This is a genomic window from Sphaerisporangium sp. NPDC049457, from assembly GCF_055586705.1.
Genome location: NZ_JBVJHR010000002.1, coordinates 124,844 through 141,526, shown reverse-complemented (window position 1 = coordinate 141,526; position 16,683 = coordinate 124,844). Strand labels below are relative to the sequence as shown.

16 protein-coding genes are annotated in these 16,683 nt (G+C 70.8%); 2 read left to right on the top strand and 14 right to left on the bottom strand.

Annotated features, from left to right (window positions below; all coding sequences use genetic code 11):
- Positions 1-82: 82 nt before the first annotated feature.
- From ACZ6QO_RS04035 to ACZ6QO_RS04010, 6 genes are all read right to left on the bottom strand, one after another.
- Positions 83-448 (bottom strand): helix-turn-helix domain-containing protein, encoded by a 366-nt coding sequence (locus ACZ6QO_RS04035; protein WP_465847446.1) that lies wholly within the window; start codon positions 446-448, stop codon positions 83-85.
- A gap of 253 nt (positions 449-701) precedes the next feature.
- A complete protein-coding gene (locus tag ACZ6QO_RS04030; RefSeq protein WP_465847444.1) occupies positions 702-1,199 on the bottom strand; it encodes a CinA family protein in 498 nt (165 codons plus the stop codon).
- Positions 1,196-1,801, bottom strand: coding sequence for a CDP-diacylglycerol--glycerol-3-phosphate 3-phosphatidyltransferase (gene pgsA / locus ACZ6QO_RS04025; RefSeq protein WP_465847443.1), 606 nt, complete (start codon positions 1,799-1,801; stop codon positions 1,196-1,198). Before pgsA ends, ACZ6QO_RS04030 begins: the two co-directional genes overlap by 4 nt.
- Positions 1,798-3,210 (bottom strand): 30S ribosomal protein S12 methylthiotransferase RimO, encoded by a 1,413-nt coding sequence (gene rimO, locus ACZ6QO_RS04020; protein WP_465847441.1) that lies wholly within the window; start codon positions 3,208-3,210, stop codon positions 1,798-1,800. Before rimO ends, pgsA begins: the two co-directional genes overlap by 4 nt.
- A gap of 126 nt (positions 3,211-3,336) precedes the next feature.
- A complete protein-coding gene (locus ACZ6QO_RS04015; RefSeq protein WP_465847439.1) occupies positions 3,337-4,083 on the bottom strand; it encodes a helix-turn-helix domain-containing protein in 747 nt (248 codons plus the stop codon).
- A 99-nt stretch (positions 4,084-4,182) separates the two neighbouring features.
- On the bottom strand, positions 4,183-6,735 hold the full coding sequence (locus tag ACZ6QO_RS04010; RefSeq protein WP_465847437.1) for an FtsK/SpoIIIE family DNA translocase: 2,553 nt from the start codon (positions 6,733-6,735) through the stop codon (positions 4,183-4,185).
- Between the two features lie 276 nt (positions 6,736-7,011).
- Here ACZ6QO_RS04010 and ACZ6QO_RS04005 point away from each other — a divergent pair, with 276 nt between their 5' ends.
- The gene (locus ACZ6QO_RS04005) at positions 7,012-8,523 is read left to right on the top strand and encodes a sodium:solute symporter family protein (RefSeq protein ID WP_465847436.1); all 1,512 of its coding nucleotides are present in this window, start codon (positions 7,012-7,014) and stop codon (positions 8,521-8,523) included.
- Between the two features lie 81 nt (positions 8,524-8,604).
- Here ACZ6QO_RS04005 and ACZ6QO_RS04000 read toward each other — a convergent pair whose 3' ends face one another.
- The gene (locus ACZ6QO_RS04000; RefSeq protein WP_465847434.1) at positions 8,605-8,808 is read right to left on the bottom strand and encodes a tautomerase family protein; all 204 of its coding nucleotides are present in this window, start codon (positions 8,806-8,808) and stop codon (positions 8,605-8,607) included.
- Positions 8,809-8,865: 57 nt separating this feature from the next.
- Between ACZ6QO_RS04000 and ACZ6QO_RS03995 the strand changes: the two genes are divergently transcribed.
- Positions 8,866-9,852 (top strand): sugar kinase, encoded by a 987-nt coding sequence (locus ACZ6QO_RS03995; RefSeq protein ID WP_465847433.1) that lies wholly within the window; start codon positions 8,866-8,868, stop codon positions 9,850-9,852.
- Between the two features lie 47 nt (positions 9,853-9,899).
- Here ACZ6QO_RS03995 and ACZ6QO_RS03990 read toward each other — a convergent pair whose 3' ends face one another.
- The 7 genes from ACZ6QO_RS03990 to ACZ6QO_RS03960 all read right to left on the bottom strand — a co-directional run bounded on the left by ACZ6QO_RS03990 (position 9,900) and on the right by ACZ6QO_RS03960 (position 16,676).
- Entirely contained in the window at positions 9,900-10,664 is a 765-nt protein-coding gene (locus ACZ6QO_RS03990; RefSeq protein ID WP_465847431.1) for an IclR family transcriptional regulator, read from the bottom strand.
- Positions 10,665-10,819: 155 nt separating this feature from the next.
- Positions 10,820-11,566, bottom strand: a complete 747-nt coding sequence (gene kduD / locus ACZ6QO_RS03985; protein ID WP_465847429.1) for a 2-dehydro-3-deoxy-D-gluconate 5-dehydrogenase KduD — start codon at positions 11,564-11,566, stop codon at positions 10,820-10,822.
- The gene (kduI, locus tag ACZ6QO_RS03980; RefSeq protein WP_465847427.1) at positions 11,566-12,384 is read right to left on the bottom strand and encodes a 5-dehydro-4-deoxy-D-glucuronate isomerase; all 819 of its coding nucleotides are present in this window, start codon (positions 12,382-12,384) and stop codon (positions 11,566-11,568) included. The genes kduD and kduI overlap by 1 nt, the downstream gene beginning before the upstream one ends.
- Positions 12,385-12,493: 109 nt before the next feature.
- Positions 12,494-13,297 carry an IclR family transcriptional regulator gene (locus ACZ6QO_RS03975; protein ID WP_465847425.1) on the bottom strand — a complete coding sequence of 268 codons (804 nt, stop codon included), beginning with the start codon at positions 13,295-13,297 and terminating at the stop codon, positions 12,494-12,496.
- Positions 13,298-13,338: 41 nt separating this feature from the next.
- On the bottom strand, positions 13,339-14,106 hold the full coding sequence (locus ACZ6QO_RS03970; protein WP_465847423.1) for an NAD-dependent epimerase/dehydratase family protein: 768 nt from the start codon (positions 14,104-14,106) through the stop codon (positions 13,339-13,341).
- Positions 14,100-15,251 (bottom strand): enolase C-terminal domain-like protein, encoded by a 1,152-nt coding sequence (locus tag ACZ6QO_RS03965; RefSeq protein ID WP_465847422.1) that lies wholly within the window; start codon positions 15,249-15,251, stop codon positions 14,100-14,102. Before ACZ6QO_RS03965 ends, ACZ6QO_RS03970 begins: the two co-directional genes overlap by 7 nt.
- Before the next feature lie 108 nt (positions 15,252-15,359).
- Complete coding sequence (locus ACZ6QO_RS03960) at positions 15,360-16,676, bottom strand: ABC transporter substrate-binding protein (RefSeq protein ID WP_465847420.1); 1,317 nt, start codon at positions 16,674-16,676, stop codon at positions 15,360-15,362.
- Positions 16,677-16,683: the final 7 nt, after the last annotated feature.

The following is a 16,683-nucleotide window of genomic DNA, read 5'->3' as shown; positions in this document are numbered from 1 at the left end:
ACCGGACAGCGACGAACACAGGCCATCACGCGTGACGACGCGGGACGGTCCGATCGTGAAGGACGAACGCGGCAACCGCGACCTACGCGGCGACCATGTCCTTGACTTCGGGAAAACCATCGAACTCGGGACCAGAGATCGTGCTGGACACGGTCTCGGCCATGGGCAGACGCTCGTGCTCGGGCGCATCGGCCAGCACGGGCGCGTGTTGAAGCTCGGCCAGCGCGAACTGGTCGGACACTTCACGGAGCACCTGCGAAAGCGGAACGCCCAGGGCGCCGCAAATCGAGGCGAGCAGCTCCGACGACGCCTCCTTCTGACCACGCTCTACCTCGGACAAGTAGCCAAGGGAGACACGTGCCAGCGTGGAGACCTCACGCAGGGTGCGCGCCTGCCGCACCCGCAGCCGCCGCAGCACGTCACCGAGCAGCTGACGCAGCAGGATCATCTGTCGCTCCCTCCCCGGCGCAGGCGTCTTCACTACGCTCCGCGCGGTCGGTTCGTATCGCCCGTTCTTCGGGTGCCCTTCGTACATACTCCTCGCCGTCATCGTTGGTTCGCTCGGCCCCTTTGCCGGGCGTACGCCGGACCTGCTCCTCACCGATGGGTCACGAACCTCGCTCACAGCTCCACCGTACCTGCATAGGCCAACGGGACGGCAGACCGTGGGGAGCATGTTCGCTGGTGACGTAACGCGGTAATCATCCTGATTGTTCCCCCACAAGAGCCTCCAGCACACCTCTCAGGAGATCCAAACCCTCCGTCACAGTACTTTTGCGGATGTCTTCCCTTGAACCTCGCAAGAGGACATCACGGTGCCATATGTCGCCGTCCGCCCCGGCCACGGCGATGTGGACGGTGCCGACGGGCCGGCCGTCCTGCTCGTCGGGACCGGCCACGCCGGTCACCGCGAGCCCGAACGACGACCCGGTGACCCGCCGCACCCCGGCCGCCATGGCCGCCGCCACGTCCGGATGGACCGCGCCCACGCGGTCGAGCAGATCTTCTGGGACGCCGAGCAGGCGGGCCTTGAGATCGGTCGCGTACACGATCACCCCGCCGCGGAACGCGGCGGACGCCCCGCTCGGCACGGTGAGCGCCGCGCCGATCAGCCCGGCCGTCAGGGACTCCGCCACGGCGACCGTGGCCCCCCGGCGCACCAGGAGGGCCAGCACGTCGGCGGCGAGCCCCGCGCTCACCCGCCGCGCGCCTTCTCGGCGACCTTGCGCAGCCGCAGCGCCCGGATGACGTAGTCGACCCCGGTCACCAGCGTCACCGCCAGCGCGAGGCCGATCAGCACCCACCTCAGCGGCTGTGGCACGCCGGGCAGGATGTACAGGGCGATCGCCGCGATCTGCAGCACGGTCTTGACCTTGCCGCCGTAGCTGGCCGGGATGACGCCGTGGCGGATCACCGCCACCCGCAGGGCCGTGACGCCGACCTCCCTGCCGAGGATCGCGACGGTCACCCACCAGGGCAGCTCGCCCGCGGCCGACAGCGTGACCAGCGCCGCCCCGATGAGCGCCTTGTCGGCGATCGGGTCGGCGATCTTGCCGAAGTCGGTGATCAACCCGTAGCGCCGGGCCAGCCAGCCGTCGAGCTGGTCGGTCAGCGAGGCCAGCAGGAACACGACCAAGGCCGTCCAGCGCCAGCCGGGCCCGTCGAAGAGCAGGCAGGCCACGAAGAAGGGGACGACCACCAGCCGGAGGACGGTGAGCACGTTGGCGATGTTCCACGGGCTGACCCCGCGGGCCACCGGCGTGGTCATCGGCTCGGTCCCGGTCTCCGGCGTGTTCATCATGGCCCGGCCTTGATGCGGGCGATCAGGTCGACCCCCTCGGCGTCGACGACGGTCGCCCGCACGATCTGCCCGGGTTCAAGGCCGATGCCCTGAACGGTCACCGAGCCGTCCACCTCGGGACCCTGGTGGGCGGCGCGGCCCTCGTAGCCGCCGTCGCCGAGGTCTTCCTCGACGAGCATCTCGATGTCGGTGCCGATGCGGTCTTCGGCGCGCTGGGTGGTGAGCTCCTCGGCCAGCTCGGTGAGCACGGCCACCCGCTCGTCGATGGTGTCCTGGTCGAGCTTGCCGCCCAGTTTGGCGGCCTCGGTGCCGTCCTCGTCGGAGTAGCCGAAGACGCCGATGACGTCCAGCCGGGCCTCCTCCAGGAAGCCGGCCAGCTCGCCGAACTCGGCCTCGGTCTCGCCCGGGAAGCCGACGATGAAGTTGGACCGCACCCCGGCTTCCGGGGCGCGCTCGCGGATGGCCGCGAGAAGGTCGAGGAAGCGGCGCGGGTCGCCGAACCGGCGCATCCGGCGCAGCACCGGCCCGCTGGCGTGCTGGAAGGACAGGTCGAAGTACGGGGCGACGCCCTCGGTGCCGGCGATCACCTCGATGAGGCCGGGGCGCAGCTCGGCCGGCTGCAGATAGCTGACCCGGACCCGCTCGATGCCGTCGGTGGCGGCCAGCCGCGGCAGAAGACCCTCCAGGGCGCGCAGGTCGCCGAGGTCCTTACCGTAGGAGGTGGAGTTCTCGCTGACGAGCACGAGCTCTTTGACGCCCTGGCCCGCGAGCCAGGCGGCCTCGGCGAGGACCTCCTCGGGCCGCCGCGAGACGTACGCGCCGCGGAAGGCGGGGATGGCGCAGAACGTGCACCGCCGGTCGCACCCGGAGGCGAGCTTGAGCGAGGCCACCGGGCCGCCGGACAGGCGCCTGCGCAGCGTCCGCGGGCCGCTCGCGGGCGCCAGGCCCTCGGGCAGCTCGCCGTGGCCGGGGATGTGGCCGTGCGCCGCGCCCGCGGACCGCTCCACCGGGCTGATGGGCAGCAGCGTGCGCCGGTCGCGCGGGCTGTGCGGTACCAGCGGCCGGCCGGCCAGGACGTCGTCCAGCCGCGCCCCGATGTCGGTGTAGTCGTCGAAGGAGATGACGGCGGAGGCCTCGGGCAGCGCCTGGGCCAGCTCTTTGCCGTATCGCTCGGCCATGCACCCCGCGGCGACCACCTTGGCGCCGGAGTCGGCCGCCGCGAGCAGCGTGTCGATGGAGTCCTTCTTCGCCGACTCGATGAAGCCGCAGGTGTTGACGATGACGACGTCGGGATCGCCATCGTCGAGCCGCCACCCGGCAGCCTCCATGCGCGCGGCGAGCTCCTCGGAGTCGACCTCGTTGCGCGCGCAACCCAGTGTGATCAGCGATGCGGTTCGGCGGGAAGACATGATGGGCTCTACGGTATCGGGAGTTGGCCACCGCGTGACGCACTCCCCCCGTACTTCCACGCCGGGCCCGGGTGAACCGCGCCCCGGGCATCGTCCCCGGGGCGCGCCGTCACAGGGCTTCGCGGCTCACCGCGAACCGGCCGCCTCTGGGCCGAAAGACTTGCGCACGAGCTGGCCGGGCTTGCCGGGAACGCCGATGTGCTTGCCGTTGACCTCCAGGTCGACGCCGCCGGCGTTGCCGATGGTGACCTTCAACTGCTTGCGGGCCTTCCACGTCGAGGCGTCGCCCGCCCGCATGGTGCCGCGGAACATCGCCTTGCCCTTGTTGTCGCTGACCTCCAGCCAGGACGTCTTGTTGGCCTTCACCCGCAGCGTCACCAGGTCGGCGGCGGCCGGTTTGGCCTTCGGGTGGGTGGACGGTGTCACCGTGGCGCTGGGCTTGGGCACCGCCGTCGCCGGCTTGAGGTCGGCGCCGGTGGCGACGGTCTCGCCGGGCCGGCTCATCACGCGCGCCACCCCGAAGACGGCGACGATCGCCAGCGCGATGGCCATAGCCGTGGACCAGTTGGGGCTGCGGCGCTCGCGCAGCTTGATCGGGCTCTCGGCCTGGAAGACGGCCGCGGCCCGCACGGGGAGGGGGACGCCGCCGTGCTCTTCGTCGAATTGGTGCACCACGGCGTCGGGATCGAGCCCGAGCGTCTTGGCGATGTTGCGAACGTGACCCCTGGCGTAGAAGTCGCCCCCGCAGAGCGAGAAGTCGTCTCGCTCGATGGCGTAGATGACCGTCTCCCTTATCCGCGTGCGGCCGCTCAGCTGAGCGACCGTCATCCCCGCCGCGTTCCGTGCCGCGGCCAGCGTCACTCCAATGCTCATACGTCCCCCTCGCCGTGCACCTACGCTACGCGCCCGTAATCCGACGATGCGTAGTCATTCACATTCAACCAGTAACCGAGGGGATCGGTAGCGGAGGGGTCACTCTCCCCGCAAGTCGGCGAGCAGGCCGGGCAGTTCGTCGGGTTTCACCATCACCTCGCGGGCCTTGGAACCCTCGCTGGGACCGACGACGTTCCTGCTCTCCAGCAGGTCCATCAGGCGTCCGGCCTTGGCGAAGCCCACGCGGAGCTTCCGCTGGAGCATGGAGGTGGAGCCGAACTGGGTGGTGACGATCAGCTCGGCGGCCTGGACGAGAAGGTCGAGGTCGTCGCCGATCTCCTCGTCGATCTCGCGCTTGGCGGTCGCCACGGCGGCCACGTCGTCGCGGTACTCGACCTGCATCTGCGCCTTGCAGTGGCCGACGATCTCGTTGATCTCCTTCTCGGAGAGGAACGCGTTCTGCAGGCGCATGGGCTTGCTCGCGCCCATCGGCAGGAACAGCGCGTCGCCCTGCCCGACGAGCTTCTCCGCGCCGGGCTGGTCGAGGATGACCCGCGAGTCGGCGAGCGAGGAGGTGGCGAACGCCAGCCGGGAGGGCACGTTGGCCTTGATCAGGCCGGTGACCACGTCGACCGACGGGCGCTGGGTGGCGATGACCAGGTGGATGCCCGCGGCGCGGGCGAGCTGGGTGATGCGGACGATGGAGTCCTCGACGTCGCGCGGGGCGACCATCATCAGGTCGGCGAGCTCGTCGATGATCACCAGCAGGTAGGGGTAGGGCTGGTAGACGCGCTCGCTGCCGGGCGGGGGCACGAGCTTGCCGGCGCGCACGGCCTTGTTGAACTCGTCGACGTGCCGGAAGCCGCTGGCGGCCAGGTCGTCGTAGCGGCGGTCCATCTCGCCGACGACCCATTCGAGGGCCTCGGCGGCCTTCTTGGGGTTGGTGATGATCGGCGTGATCAGGTGGGGGATGCCCTCGTAGGTGTTCAGCTCGACCCGCTTGGGGTCGACGAGCACCATGCGGACCTCGTCGGGCGTGGCGCGCATGAGGATCGACGAGATCAGCCCGTTGACGCAGACCGACTTGCCCGCGCCGGTGGCGCCGGCGATGAGCAGGTGGGGCATCTTGGCCAGGTTGGCGACGATGGTGCGACCCTCGACGTCCTTGCCCAGCCCCACGATCATCGGGTGGTGGTCGGCCTGCGCCACCTGGGAGCGCAGCACGTCGCCGAGGCTGACCAGGTCTTTGTCGGTGTTGGGGATCTCGACGCCGATGGCCGACTTGCCGGGGATCGGCGACAGGATGCGTACGTCCGCCGACTTCACCGCGTAGGCGATGTTCTTGGTGAGCGCGGTGACCTTCTCGACCTTGACCGCCGGGCCCAGCTCGATCTCGTACCGGGTGACCGTCGGGCCGCGGGTGAAGCCGATCACCTGGGCGTCGATGGCGAACTGCTCCAGCACGCTGGTGAGGGCGTTCACCACGGTGGTGTTGGCCTTGGTCTGCGGCTTGGGCGGAGTGCCCGGCCGCAGCACCTGCAGGTCGGGCAGGGAGTACGGGCCGGCCTGCGGCGACAGGACGAGCTGCTCGACCTTGCGCGGGGCCGGGGTGGGCTGGGGCGGCTCGGGGGCTCGCGGCGGCTCGGGCGGCTCCTCGTCCACCAGGCCGGGGACGATCTCGGGCGAGTGGTCGGAGGCCCTGCGGGGCGTGTCGGCGATGACGGGGGTGTCGTAGGGCTTGACGTGCTCGCCCACGTCGGCGTCGGCGTCGCCGCCCTTGCCGGCGCGCCCGCGGGTCTTGCGGGGGGCGCGAGCGGCGCGCTCGCCGGACTTGCCGGGCTTGCCCTCGGACGGGGTCTCGCCCTTCTGGAAGAGCATGTGCTGGATCTCGGCCAGCCGCTCGGGCACGCGGTGCACCGGAGTCGCGGTGATCACCAGGACGCCGAAACCGGACAGCAGCAACAACAGCGGGATCGTGATGAACGCCGGCAGGATGCTGGACGGCGGCGCGGAGACGATGAACCCGACCATGCCGCCCGCCGCCGACACCTTGTCCATGCCGTCGGTCGCGGCGGGACCGGACGGGTACGGCGTGGCGTGCGCGACGTGGATGATGCCGAGCAGGCCGGCCAGCAGGGCCGTCCAGCCGATGATCATGCGTCCGGTGTCGGCGTTCTGGTCGGGATGCCGCAGCAGGCGCCAGGCGACCAGCGCGAGCAGGATGGGCACCGACCAGGCCAGGGAGCCGAACGACCCGCGCAGCACCGCGTCCACCACGGCGGCGACCGTGCCCTTGGTGGTGCGCCAGGTCATGGCCGCCAGGATGATCGCCCCGCCGAGCACGGCCAGGCCGAGGCCGTCGCGGCGGTGGGCGGGGTCGAGCTCGCGCGCCTGCTGACCGAAGGCCCGCGCGGCGGTGCCGATGCCGTTGGCGAACAGCAGCCACACGCCGACGAACAGCTTGCCGATGGCCAGGAAGACCCAGCCGATCGGGTCGGGCTGCTGGGCCGCCGGGCGGCGGGCGGGCCGGCGGCCGCCCGCGCGCGCGCCCGCGGACCGCGCGCCGGTGGGCCGCTTGGCGGAGGACGGGCGCGATGACGTGGACCGCTTCGCCGACCCCTTCGGGGTGCTTTTCGACGTACGGGTGGCCATGGTACCGAGGGTACGCATGATGCGCCGGAGCCGACGGGAGGCGCGCCGGGATCGCCGCGATCGTCACGGTCCACACCGGTCGCCCCAGACAGGACGGCACCGGGCACGGGGGCGTAGAACGCACCAGGGAAATCAGAAGACGCGGCGGGGGCAGGGCTTCGCGGGCGAGGCGGACGCGGGCTCAACGCGACCACTCAATGGGATTGCGTTCTATGTATTGACATCATGTTTCATGTAATGGAACCTCCATCCAACGGGACGTTGGAAGGAGAAGTGATGTCCGCACTCGACTGGTCCGTGCTGGGCGCCTACTTCGTCGTGATGATCGTCATCGGTGTTTGGTCGAAGAACCGCATCAGGACCGTCATCGACTACTTCACGGCCGGCGGGAAGATCCCCTGGTGGCTGTCGGGGATCTCTCACCACATGTCGGGTTACAGCGCGGTCATGTTCGTGGCGTTCGCGGCCGTCGCCTACGACTACGGGCTCACCGTGTACGTCTGGTGGGCGATGACCATCGGCATCGGCGTGGGCATCGGCGCCTTCGTGTTCGCCGCCCGGTGGAACCGGCTCAGGGCCCGGCACGGCGTCGTCTCGCCGCTGGAGTACCTCACCAAGCGGTACAACCTGCCCACCCAGCAGGTGATGGCCTACAGCGGCGCGCTGCTGAAGGTCGTGGACATCGCCGCCAAGTGGGTCGCCATCTCGGTGCTGCTGAAGGGCTTCGCCGGCATCCCCATCCAGTACGGCATCGCCATCACCGGCGCGGTCACCGTGATCTACGTGACGGTCGGCGGGCTGTGGGCCGACGTGCTCACCGACTTCGGGCAGTTCGTCATCCAGGCGGTGGCCGGCGTCGTGATGTTCGTCGCGGTCCTCGGGCACCTCGGCGGCGTCTCGGCGCTGTGGACCATGTGGGGCGACCTGCCCGAAGGGCACGGGGACCCGCTGACCGGGCCCTACACCACGACCTACTTCTTCGCGTTCCTGCTGATCAAGACCTTCGAGTACAACGGCGGCATGTGGAACCTCGCGCAGCGCTACATGGGCGCCCCGTCGGGCACGCAGGCCAGGCGCGCCGCGCTGCTGTCCAGCGCCCTGTGGCTGCTCTGGCCGCTGGTGCTGTTCATCCCGATGTTCGCCGCCCCGCTGATCGTGCCGGGTTTGACGAACTCCGACCAGTCCTACGTGCGGCTCGCGCAGGAGCTGCTGCCCACGGGCCTCATCGGCCTGGTGCTGGCCGGGTTCTTCTCCCACACGATGGCGATGGTCTCCTCCGACGCCAACGTGATCTCGGCGGTGATCACCCGCGACATCCTGCCGGTGTTCGTCCGGCGGCTGCGGAACCTGTCGGCGGCGGGCGCGCTGCGGCTGGCCCGCGTGACCACCTTCGTCTTCGTGGCCGTCAGCATGACCATCGCGATCACCACTCAGGGACAGGGCGTGGTGCTGAAGATCGTCGTGGACGTGGTGGCCGCCACGATGGGGCCGATCTCGATCCCGCTGATGCTGGGCCTGCTCCCCTGGTTCAAGCGCAGCGGCCCCACGGCGGCCATCGTCTCCTGGGCGGCGGGGCTGGGGGTGTGGGCGGCGATCAAGTGGGTGATCGCCTCGACGGACCAGACGCTCGTCGTGGCCGCACCGCTGGTGACGTCCCTGATCCTGTACATCGTCATCGGGCTGCTGCGCCCGGAGAACACCCCGGACCGCGACGAACTGGTCGACTCCCTGAACGACGACGGCGACCAGGGCGCTCGCTCCGCTCCTGCGGTGCTCGGACGCCCCTGAGCCGCGAGGCCGGGGAGTGAGTGAGAACACCGGGGAGGGGACGGTCCCTCCCCGGTGTTCATAAGCTTGTAGCGCTTGTTGCTATTTGTCCGACTCCAGGATGCCGCCGTTGGCGACGTCGGACTTCTCGATCTCGGTGAACACGATGCGCACGGACTCCGGGCGCGCCTTGAGGATGCCCACGGCGGCATCGGTCACCGCCGCCACGAACTCGCGGCGCTGATCCATGGTGCGCCCCGAGAGCAGTTCCACAGTGATGTTCGGCATGATGTCCTCCGGTTCCATGTGTTGCATCACATAAAATCAAATTCCGTTACATGAACCAAGAAGGAGCAAGACGTCGTGGACGTGATAGTGATCGGCGAGCCGCTGGTCGAGTTCTCGGCGTCCGCTCCCCTGACCGAGGCCGAGGCCTTCCGCCTGTCCTTCTCCGGCGACGCGCTCAACGCCGCCGTCGCCGCGGCGGCCGCGGGCGCGCACGTCGCCCTGGTGACGCGGGTGGGCGAGGACGAGTTCGGGGAGCGGCTGATCCGGTTCGCGGCGGCGCACGGCGTGGACACCCGCTGGATGCTGCGGGGCCCCGGGTCCACGGGCGCCTACGCCGTGGGCGCCGACCCGGACGGCGAGCGGGCATTCGCGTACCTGCGGGGGTGCAGCGCCGCCTCCAGGATGGGCCCCTCCGACGTCGCGGACGCGCCGCTGGCCGAGACCGCCGTCCTGCTCGTCAGCGGCGTCACCGCCGCCCTGTCCGCCTCGTGCGCGCACGCCGTACGCCACGCCGCCGAGGTCGTGCGCGATGCCGGGGGCAAGGTCGTCTACGACCCCAACTTCCGCTCCCGGCTCACCACGCCCGAGCGGGCCGCCGCGATGCTCGCGGACATCGCCCCGCTCGCCGCGCTGGTCACCCCGTCCTCCCCCGGCGACGGCCTCCCTCTCCTCGGCACCGCCGACCCGGCCGAGACCGTACGCGCCTGCCTGAACCTCGGCGCCCGCGCGGTGGCCGTCACCCAAGGAGCGAACGGCGTCCTACTGGGCACCAGAACCGACCGCGACCACCGAAAGGACCGGGAGGGCTCCACGGGCTGGGACGGCGAGCCGTTCGAGACCATCCCGGCGATCCCCGCTCGGACGGTCGTGGACCAGACCGGGGCCGGGGACGCGTTCGCCGGCACCGTGGCCGCCCGGCTCGCCGCGGACGCGTCCCTGCGCGACGCCGTACGAGCGGGGACGGCCGCCGCCGCCATCACCCTCGAAGGCCAGGGCGGCACCGGCCGCGTCCCCACCCCCGAAGAGATCGACGAACTCCTCACCCGCCCCCACGAAACCTGACCTGGTCAGCGGAACGACGACCCCGCCCGCCGTAACAGGTGGGCGGGTCAGCGGGTGGGGGTGGTGGTGGGGGCGCCCAGGGCTTGGGAGACGTCGTGGGCGGCGGCGGTGACGACGGGGGCGAACTCCTCCAGGGCGGTGCGTCCCATGTCCATGGCGAGGGTGGAGATGGAGATGCCGCCCAGCACCTGGCCGGTGTGGTCGAAGACGGCCGCGCCGACGCAGCGGATGCCCGGCTCGTTCTCTTCGTCGTCCACGGCGTAGCCCAGGGCGCGGATCTTGGAAAGGTGGGCGAGCAGTTCGTCCACGCCGGTCAGAGTGGCGGGGGTGAGCCGGACCAGGCCGGTGCGTGCCGCGATGGCCCGGACCTCGTCGTCGCCGAGCTCGGCGAGGATGGCCTTGCCGATGGCCGTGGTGTGCAGGCGCAGGCTCATGCCGACCCGGGAGGGCATCTGGTAGGGCCTGCGGCCCTCAAGTTTGTCCACGTAGACCGCCTCGTCGCCGCTGCGGATGGCGAAGTGGGTGGTGTAGCCGGTGCGCTCGTGCAGGGCCCGCAGCGCCGCCGACGCCTGCCGCGACGGGTCGAACCTGGTCATGACCCTGCCGGCCAGAGTGAGGATGCGCGGCCCCGGCTCGTAGCCGCCGGCGCCGTCGGCGCGGGCGAAGCCCCAGTCGACGAGCGACTGCAGGATGCGGTGAACGGTCGACTTGGAGACGCCGGTCGCCGCGGCGATGTCGGTGACGCGGTGGTGCTCGGCGATCGCCTCTAGCACCGCCAGCGCCTTGTCGATGGAGCTGCCTTCCCTGACCACGTCCTGAGCCTACTAATAGCGACGAGGCGGCACGCTTCGCATGGCGACGGAGGCGGTGTGGCGGGGCACCGGGGGGCGTCAAGGGATGGGTTCCGGGCGAGCCGGGCGGTGGGGCGGGCTGACCGGACGGTGGGGCCGGCGGGCCGGCTGGCGGGTCAGCGGGCCAGCCAGCCGCCATCGACGGCGAGGATGTGGCCGTTGACGTAGTCGGACGCGGACGAGGCGAGGAAGACCGCCGCGCCGGCGAGGTCGTCGGGGGTGCCCCAGCGGCCGGCCGGGATGCGGGCCCTGATGGCGGGCTCGCGCTCAGGGTCGGCGCGCAGCGCCTGGGTGTTGCCGGTGGCGATGTACCCGGGCGCGATCGCGTTGACCTGCACGCCGTGGGCGGCCCACTCGCAGGCCAGCGAGCGGGTGAGGCCGGCGACGCCGTGCTTGGCGGCGGTGTACGCGGCCACGTTGATGCCGCCCTGGTACGACAGCATCGACGCGATCATGATGATCTTCCCCTGGCCGCGGTCGAGCATGGGGCCGCCGACGGCCTTGCTGAGCAGGAAGACCGCGTCGAGGTTGACGTCGAGGACGGCCCGCCAGTCGGCGTGGTCGTGCTCGGCGGCCGGAGCCCTGCGGATGACGCCGGCGTTGTTGACCAGGATGTCGACGCGGTGCCGGGCGAGCAGTTCCTCGGCGGCCTCGGGCAGCCGGGCGAGGTCGGACAGGTCGAGGATCCACCGCCAGGACTCCCGGCCGGCCTCGCGTACCTCGGCCTCCACCTCGTCGAGGTCGTCGCGGTGGCCGTGCAGGACGACGTCGGCGCCCGCCCTGGCGAGGCCGGCCGCGATCGCCCGGCCGATGCCGGCGCGGGTGCCCGTGACCAGCGCCGTCCTGCCTTCGAGGGAGAACATCACCGCATCTCGCCGATCGCGACCTGTTCCATGTCGTCGTACGCCTGGTTCTCCCCGCCCATCGCCCAGACGAAGGCGTAGTTGCGGGTGCCGAACCCGCAGTGCACCGACCAGGGCGGCGAGATGACGGCCTGGCGGTCGGCGACGATCAGGTTGCGCGTCTCGTCCGGCCTGCCCATGAGGTGGACGACCCGGGCGTCCTCCGGCACGTCGAAGTACAGGTAGACCTCGGTGCGCCGCTCGTGGGTGTGGCAGGGCATGGTGTTCCACATGCTGCCGGGTTCGAGCACGGTGACGCCGAGGACGAGCTGGCAGCTCTGGATGCCCTTGGCGTGGATGTACTTGTAGATCGTGCGGTCGTTGGAGCCCTCCTGGGAGCCGAGCCGCACCGGTTCGGCGTCCGCGAGGCCGGCCCTGGCGGTCGGGCGCCCGGCGTGCGCGGGGGTGGACACCAGGTAGAAGGCGCCGCCGCTGAACGACACCGCGCGCGAGCCCATGCCCACGTACAGGCATTCCTTGTTCGCCAGCGGGTACTCCTCGCCGTCGACGGTGACCGCGCCGGGCTCCCCGAGGTTGACGACGCCGAGCTCGCGGCGCTCCAGGAAGTACTCGGCGCGGAGCTGGTCAGGGCAGGGAAGCTCCAGCGGCGCGCCGCCGGTCGGCGCCGCTCCCCCGATGACGATGCGGTCCTCGTGGGAGTACACCAGGCGGATCTCGCCGGGGACGAAGAGGTCCTCCGCGAGGAAGCGGCTCCTGAGCCGGTCGGTGGACATGCCCGGCACCTGGTCCGGCGCCGTCGCGTACCGTACCTCCACCATCGCCCTCCTATTCCGTTACATAAAATGCCATATCGCTATATGAAACAACTCTTGGGCATGCGAGGTCAAGCCGCCGGGGAGGCGACGTAACGGGAACCCGCAGGGGGGCTCAGTACGTGCGGCGCACGCCGCGGGCGGCCACCTCGATGCGGTCGCGCGCCTCCAGCAGGCAGGCGGCGATCTCGCGGTCGCGGCCCGCCGTCAGACGGGGCACCGGGACCGAGACGCTCACCGCGTCGCGCGGCGGATAGGCGATGTCGAGCGCGACCCCGAAGCAGCGCAGGCCCTCGGTGTTCTCCTCGCGGTCGATGGAGTAGCCCCGCTTGCGGATGCGCCGCAGGTCGGCCATGAGCTGGGCCTGGTCGACGACGGTGTTCTTGGTGAGCCTGGGCAGCTCGGCCGGCAGCATGCGCGCCACCTCCGCGTCGTCGCGCGTGGCGAGGATGGCCTTGCCGAGCGAGGTCGTGCTGGCCGGCAGGCGCCGGCCGACCCGGGTGAAGGGCCGCAGGTAGTGGCGGGAGGCCCGCGTCGCGAGGTACACCACGTCGAAGTGGTCGAGCCGCGCGAGGTGGACGGTCTCGCCCGTGATCTCGGCGAGCCAGTCGAGCGCCTCGCGCGCGATCTGGACCACCGGGTCACCGTCGATGTAGGTGGCGCCGACCAGCAGCGCCCGCATGCCGATGCGGTAGAGGGTGCCGGTGACGTCGGTCTCGATCCACCCCAGCCCCACCAGCGTGCGCAGCAGGGCGTGCAGGCTGCTCTTGGGGTACCCGAGCTTGCCCTGCAGGTCGGACAGGCTGTGCAGGCCGGGATACTGGGCGAAGAAGTCGAGCAGCTCGACGGTGCGCACGGCGGATTTGACGTGCGGCGCCGCGGCCCCCTCTTGCGGCACCGCGGTTCCCTGCTCCGTCATCTGCGCCCTCCCTGCCGCACGTTACCTCCATTGTCACCCGGTCACGACTCGACGACGCGACCGCCGATCCAGGCGTACTCGGGATCGGCCGGGTCGAGCTCGGGCATGCCGGCCACGAAGGCCTCGGCGTCGTCCTCCGGCTCGTAGCCGAGCGCCCGCCCGGCCGACAGGTCCCACCAGTTGCGCGTGTTGGCCGACACGCCCCAGACCAGGGCGTATGTGAGGTCCGGCGCCGTCAGGCAGGCGTGGGCGAGCCGCACCATGTCCCCCGGGCTGAGCCAGGTGGACAGGGCGCGCGGGCCGGGCGGCCGCTGCTCGAACGTGCCGATGCGCAGGCACGCCACGCGCATGCCGTACCTGTCGGAGTAGTAGCGGCCCAGGGCCTCGCCGTAGGCCTTCGACACCCCGTAGTGCGAGTCGGGCGCCACCGGGGTGTCGGCGGCCACCACCTCCTGGCGTGGGGTGAAGCCGGCGGCGTGGTTGCTGCTCGCGTACACGAACCGCTCGACGCCCGCCTGACGGGCGGCCTCGATGACGCGGTAGGTGCCCTCGATGTTGGCCGCGAGCAGTTCCTCGAAGGTCGCGCCCGTCGAGGGGACGCCGGCCAGGTGGACGACCGCGGACACCCCTTTCATGGCCCTTTCCAGCACCGCCGGGTCCAGGATGTCGCCGCAGATCGCCTCGAAGCGCTCATGCTCGATCGGGGCCCGGTCGAGCAGCCGCAACGTGTGTCCGTATCCGGGCAGGCCCGCGGTCAGGCAGGCGCCGATGCTGCCGGCGGCGCCGGTAACGAGAACGTTCTTCACCATGTGGCAACCGTATGGGCGGCGATGTAGTCCACGTCAAGATCGTCACCCAGTCCCGGACGGGTCGGAAGGGTGACATTTCCTGAATCGTCCATTGGATCGATGATCGACCGGAGATGCGGCGGCGGGGTGTCGTAATCCGAGTGCGGGTGCAGCAGGCCGCGTTCGTACCACTCACCGCACAGCGTCGCCCCGATGACCGCGAGCGCCCCCGACCCGTTGCCGTGGATCTCGCAGCCCATCCCGAACGACTCCGCGGTGTGCACGGCCTTCAGCGCCGGGATGACGCCGCCGGAGCCGACGACGCCGACGCGCAGGATGTCGCACGCCCCCGCCGCCACCCACTCGGCCCGCGCCATGTGCTTGCCCCAGGAGGTCTCCGGCCCGAGGATCGGGGTCGCGAGCTGGTCGGCCAGCCAGCGGTAGGACTGCACCGACGCCTCCTCCATCGGCTCCTCGTACCAGGCGAAGTCCAGCTCGTCCAGCGCACGGCCGAGCCTGAGGGCCTCGGTGCGGCTGTACCAGTGGTTGCTGTCGAGCATCAGGGCGACGTCGGGCCCGACCGCGTCCCGCACGGCCGCACACGCCTTGATGTCCAGGTCGACGCCGTGCCGCATCGGCGGCATCCAGGTGTGCAGCTTGATGCCGCGGTAGCCGCGCGCCACCAGTTCCTTGGCGAAGCCCGCGTAGTCGTCCAGCGTGGCGAGCCCCCCGGGGATGTCGTCGCCGCACATGGTGCTGGCGTACGCGGGGATCGTGGACCGGGCGCCGCCCAGGAGCCTCCAGACGGGCAGCCCCAGCTTGCGGCCCGCCAGGTCCCAGAGCGCCTGGTCCACGGTGCTGAGCAGGCGGTCGGTGAGGTGGCCGTGGGCGCCGCGCTGGCGGCGCGCGAGCGCGTGCCACAGCCGTTCGCGGTCCAGGCCGTCCTGGCCGGTCAGCACCGGGCGCACGTGCGTCTGGATCATGCTCTCGCGCAGCGTCTCGGGCCGGCCGAGGCAGTACCCCTTGACGCCGTCGCTGTCGGTGATCTCCAGCAGCGCCTCCTTGACCTCCCGCGGCGGCCCGGGATGCCGGTGACCGTGCCCGTCGACCACCGACCTGGCGACGGTCACGAACACCGTGACGTTGACGCGCTCGATGACGGCCATGACCTCTCCTTCGCTCGAATCCGTCCGCCCGGCTCGCTCCGGGCGGAGCCGGGACCGGCGCCCGCGGTCAGGTCACAGGCGCCGGCCCCGGGGTCGTGCCCGGCCGGGTCAGGAGTGGGACTGCTTCCACTCCGCCTGGGCCTCGGTGAGCTTCTGGGCCATGGTGTCGAGGAACTCCTGCGGCTTCATCCGGCCGAGGAGGACCTTCTGGAACAGCGGCTCGGTGTCGGCCTTGGTGATGGAGGAGAACTGCGGCAGGTAGTACGGCGGCGAGACCACCGTGGTGGCCGGGTCGCCGAGCACCTTCACGGCGTTCTTCAGGTACGGCCGCTCGTCCAGCCAGGCGTCGGACTGGGCGTCCTTGTTCGCCGGGATCTGGCCGGTCCGCTGGTTCCAGTAGCTGTTGCTCTCCTTGGACACCAGGAAGTCGACGAACTTCCAGGCCGCGTCCTTGTGCTCGCTGTTCTTGAACACCGCGAAGCCGTCGACCGGGTTGGCCACGATGGTGCGCTTGCCGGAGGCCCCGACCGGCATCGGGAAGGCGTCGACCTCGCCGGCGCCGAACGCCTTCACGTGGTCGTTGTAGGAGCCGAGGTTGTGGTGCATCATCGCGACCTTGCCGCTGGTGAACTGCGCCACCATCTTGGGGAAGTCGTTGGTGACGTCCGCCTCGGGCGTGTTCTTCTTGTACAGCGCGGCGATCTTGGTGACCAGCTCGACGTTCTTGGGGTCGTTGACGGTGCTCTTGCCCGAGGCGTCGAAGAACTCGGTGACCCCGGAGTAGGCGTACGCCTCGGCCAGGAGCTGGAAGATCGACCCGGCGCCGCCGCGGATGGTCCAGCCGTACTGGTCGGGGGTCTTGGTGAGCTTGTCCACCGCGGCGAAGAACTCGTCCCAGGTCTCGGGCGCCTCCACCCCGGCGGCCGACAGCTTGTCCTTCTGGTACCAGACGACGTCGAGGTTGGAGGTGGCCGGCACCATGTACAGCTTGCCGTCGGGGTTGGTCTGCTTGACCGAGGCCAGCATGCTGTCCAGCAGCCTGCCGTTCGCCGCGCTCTTGGCCAGCCAGTCGTCGGCCGGTTCGAGCGCCTGCTGGCCGGTCAGGTTCGCCAGATAGCTCGTGGTCACGCCGCCCACGTCGGGGGTCTCGCCGCCGGCGATCGCGGTGTCGTACTTCTGCTGCACCGAGGCGATCGGGATGCCCACGTACTCGACGTGGATGGTGGGGTTGGCCTGCTCGAACCGCTTGATCAGCTCCTGGTAGACCGGGGTTCGCACGCCTCCGTTGTTGTCCCAGAAGGTGATCGTCGTCTTGCCGTCCGACGCCCCGCCGCCGCCACCGGAGTCCGACCCGCAGGCCGAGACGGTGACCGACAGGGCGAGGACGGCGACGGCCGCCGTGCAGACCTTGGCGATGGTTCTCATGGTGTGG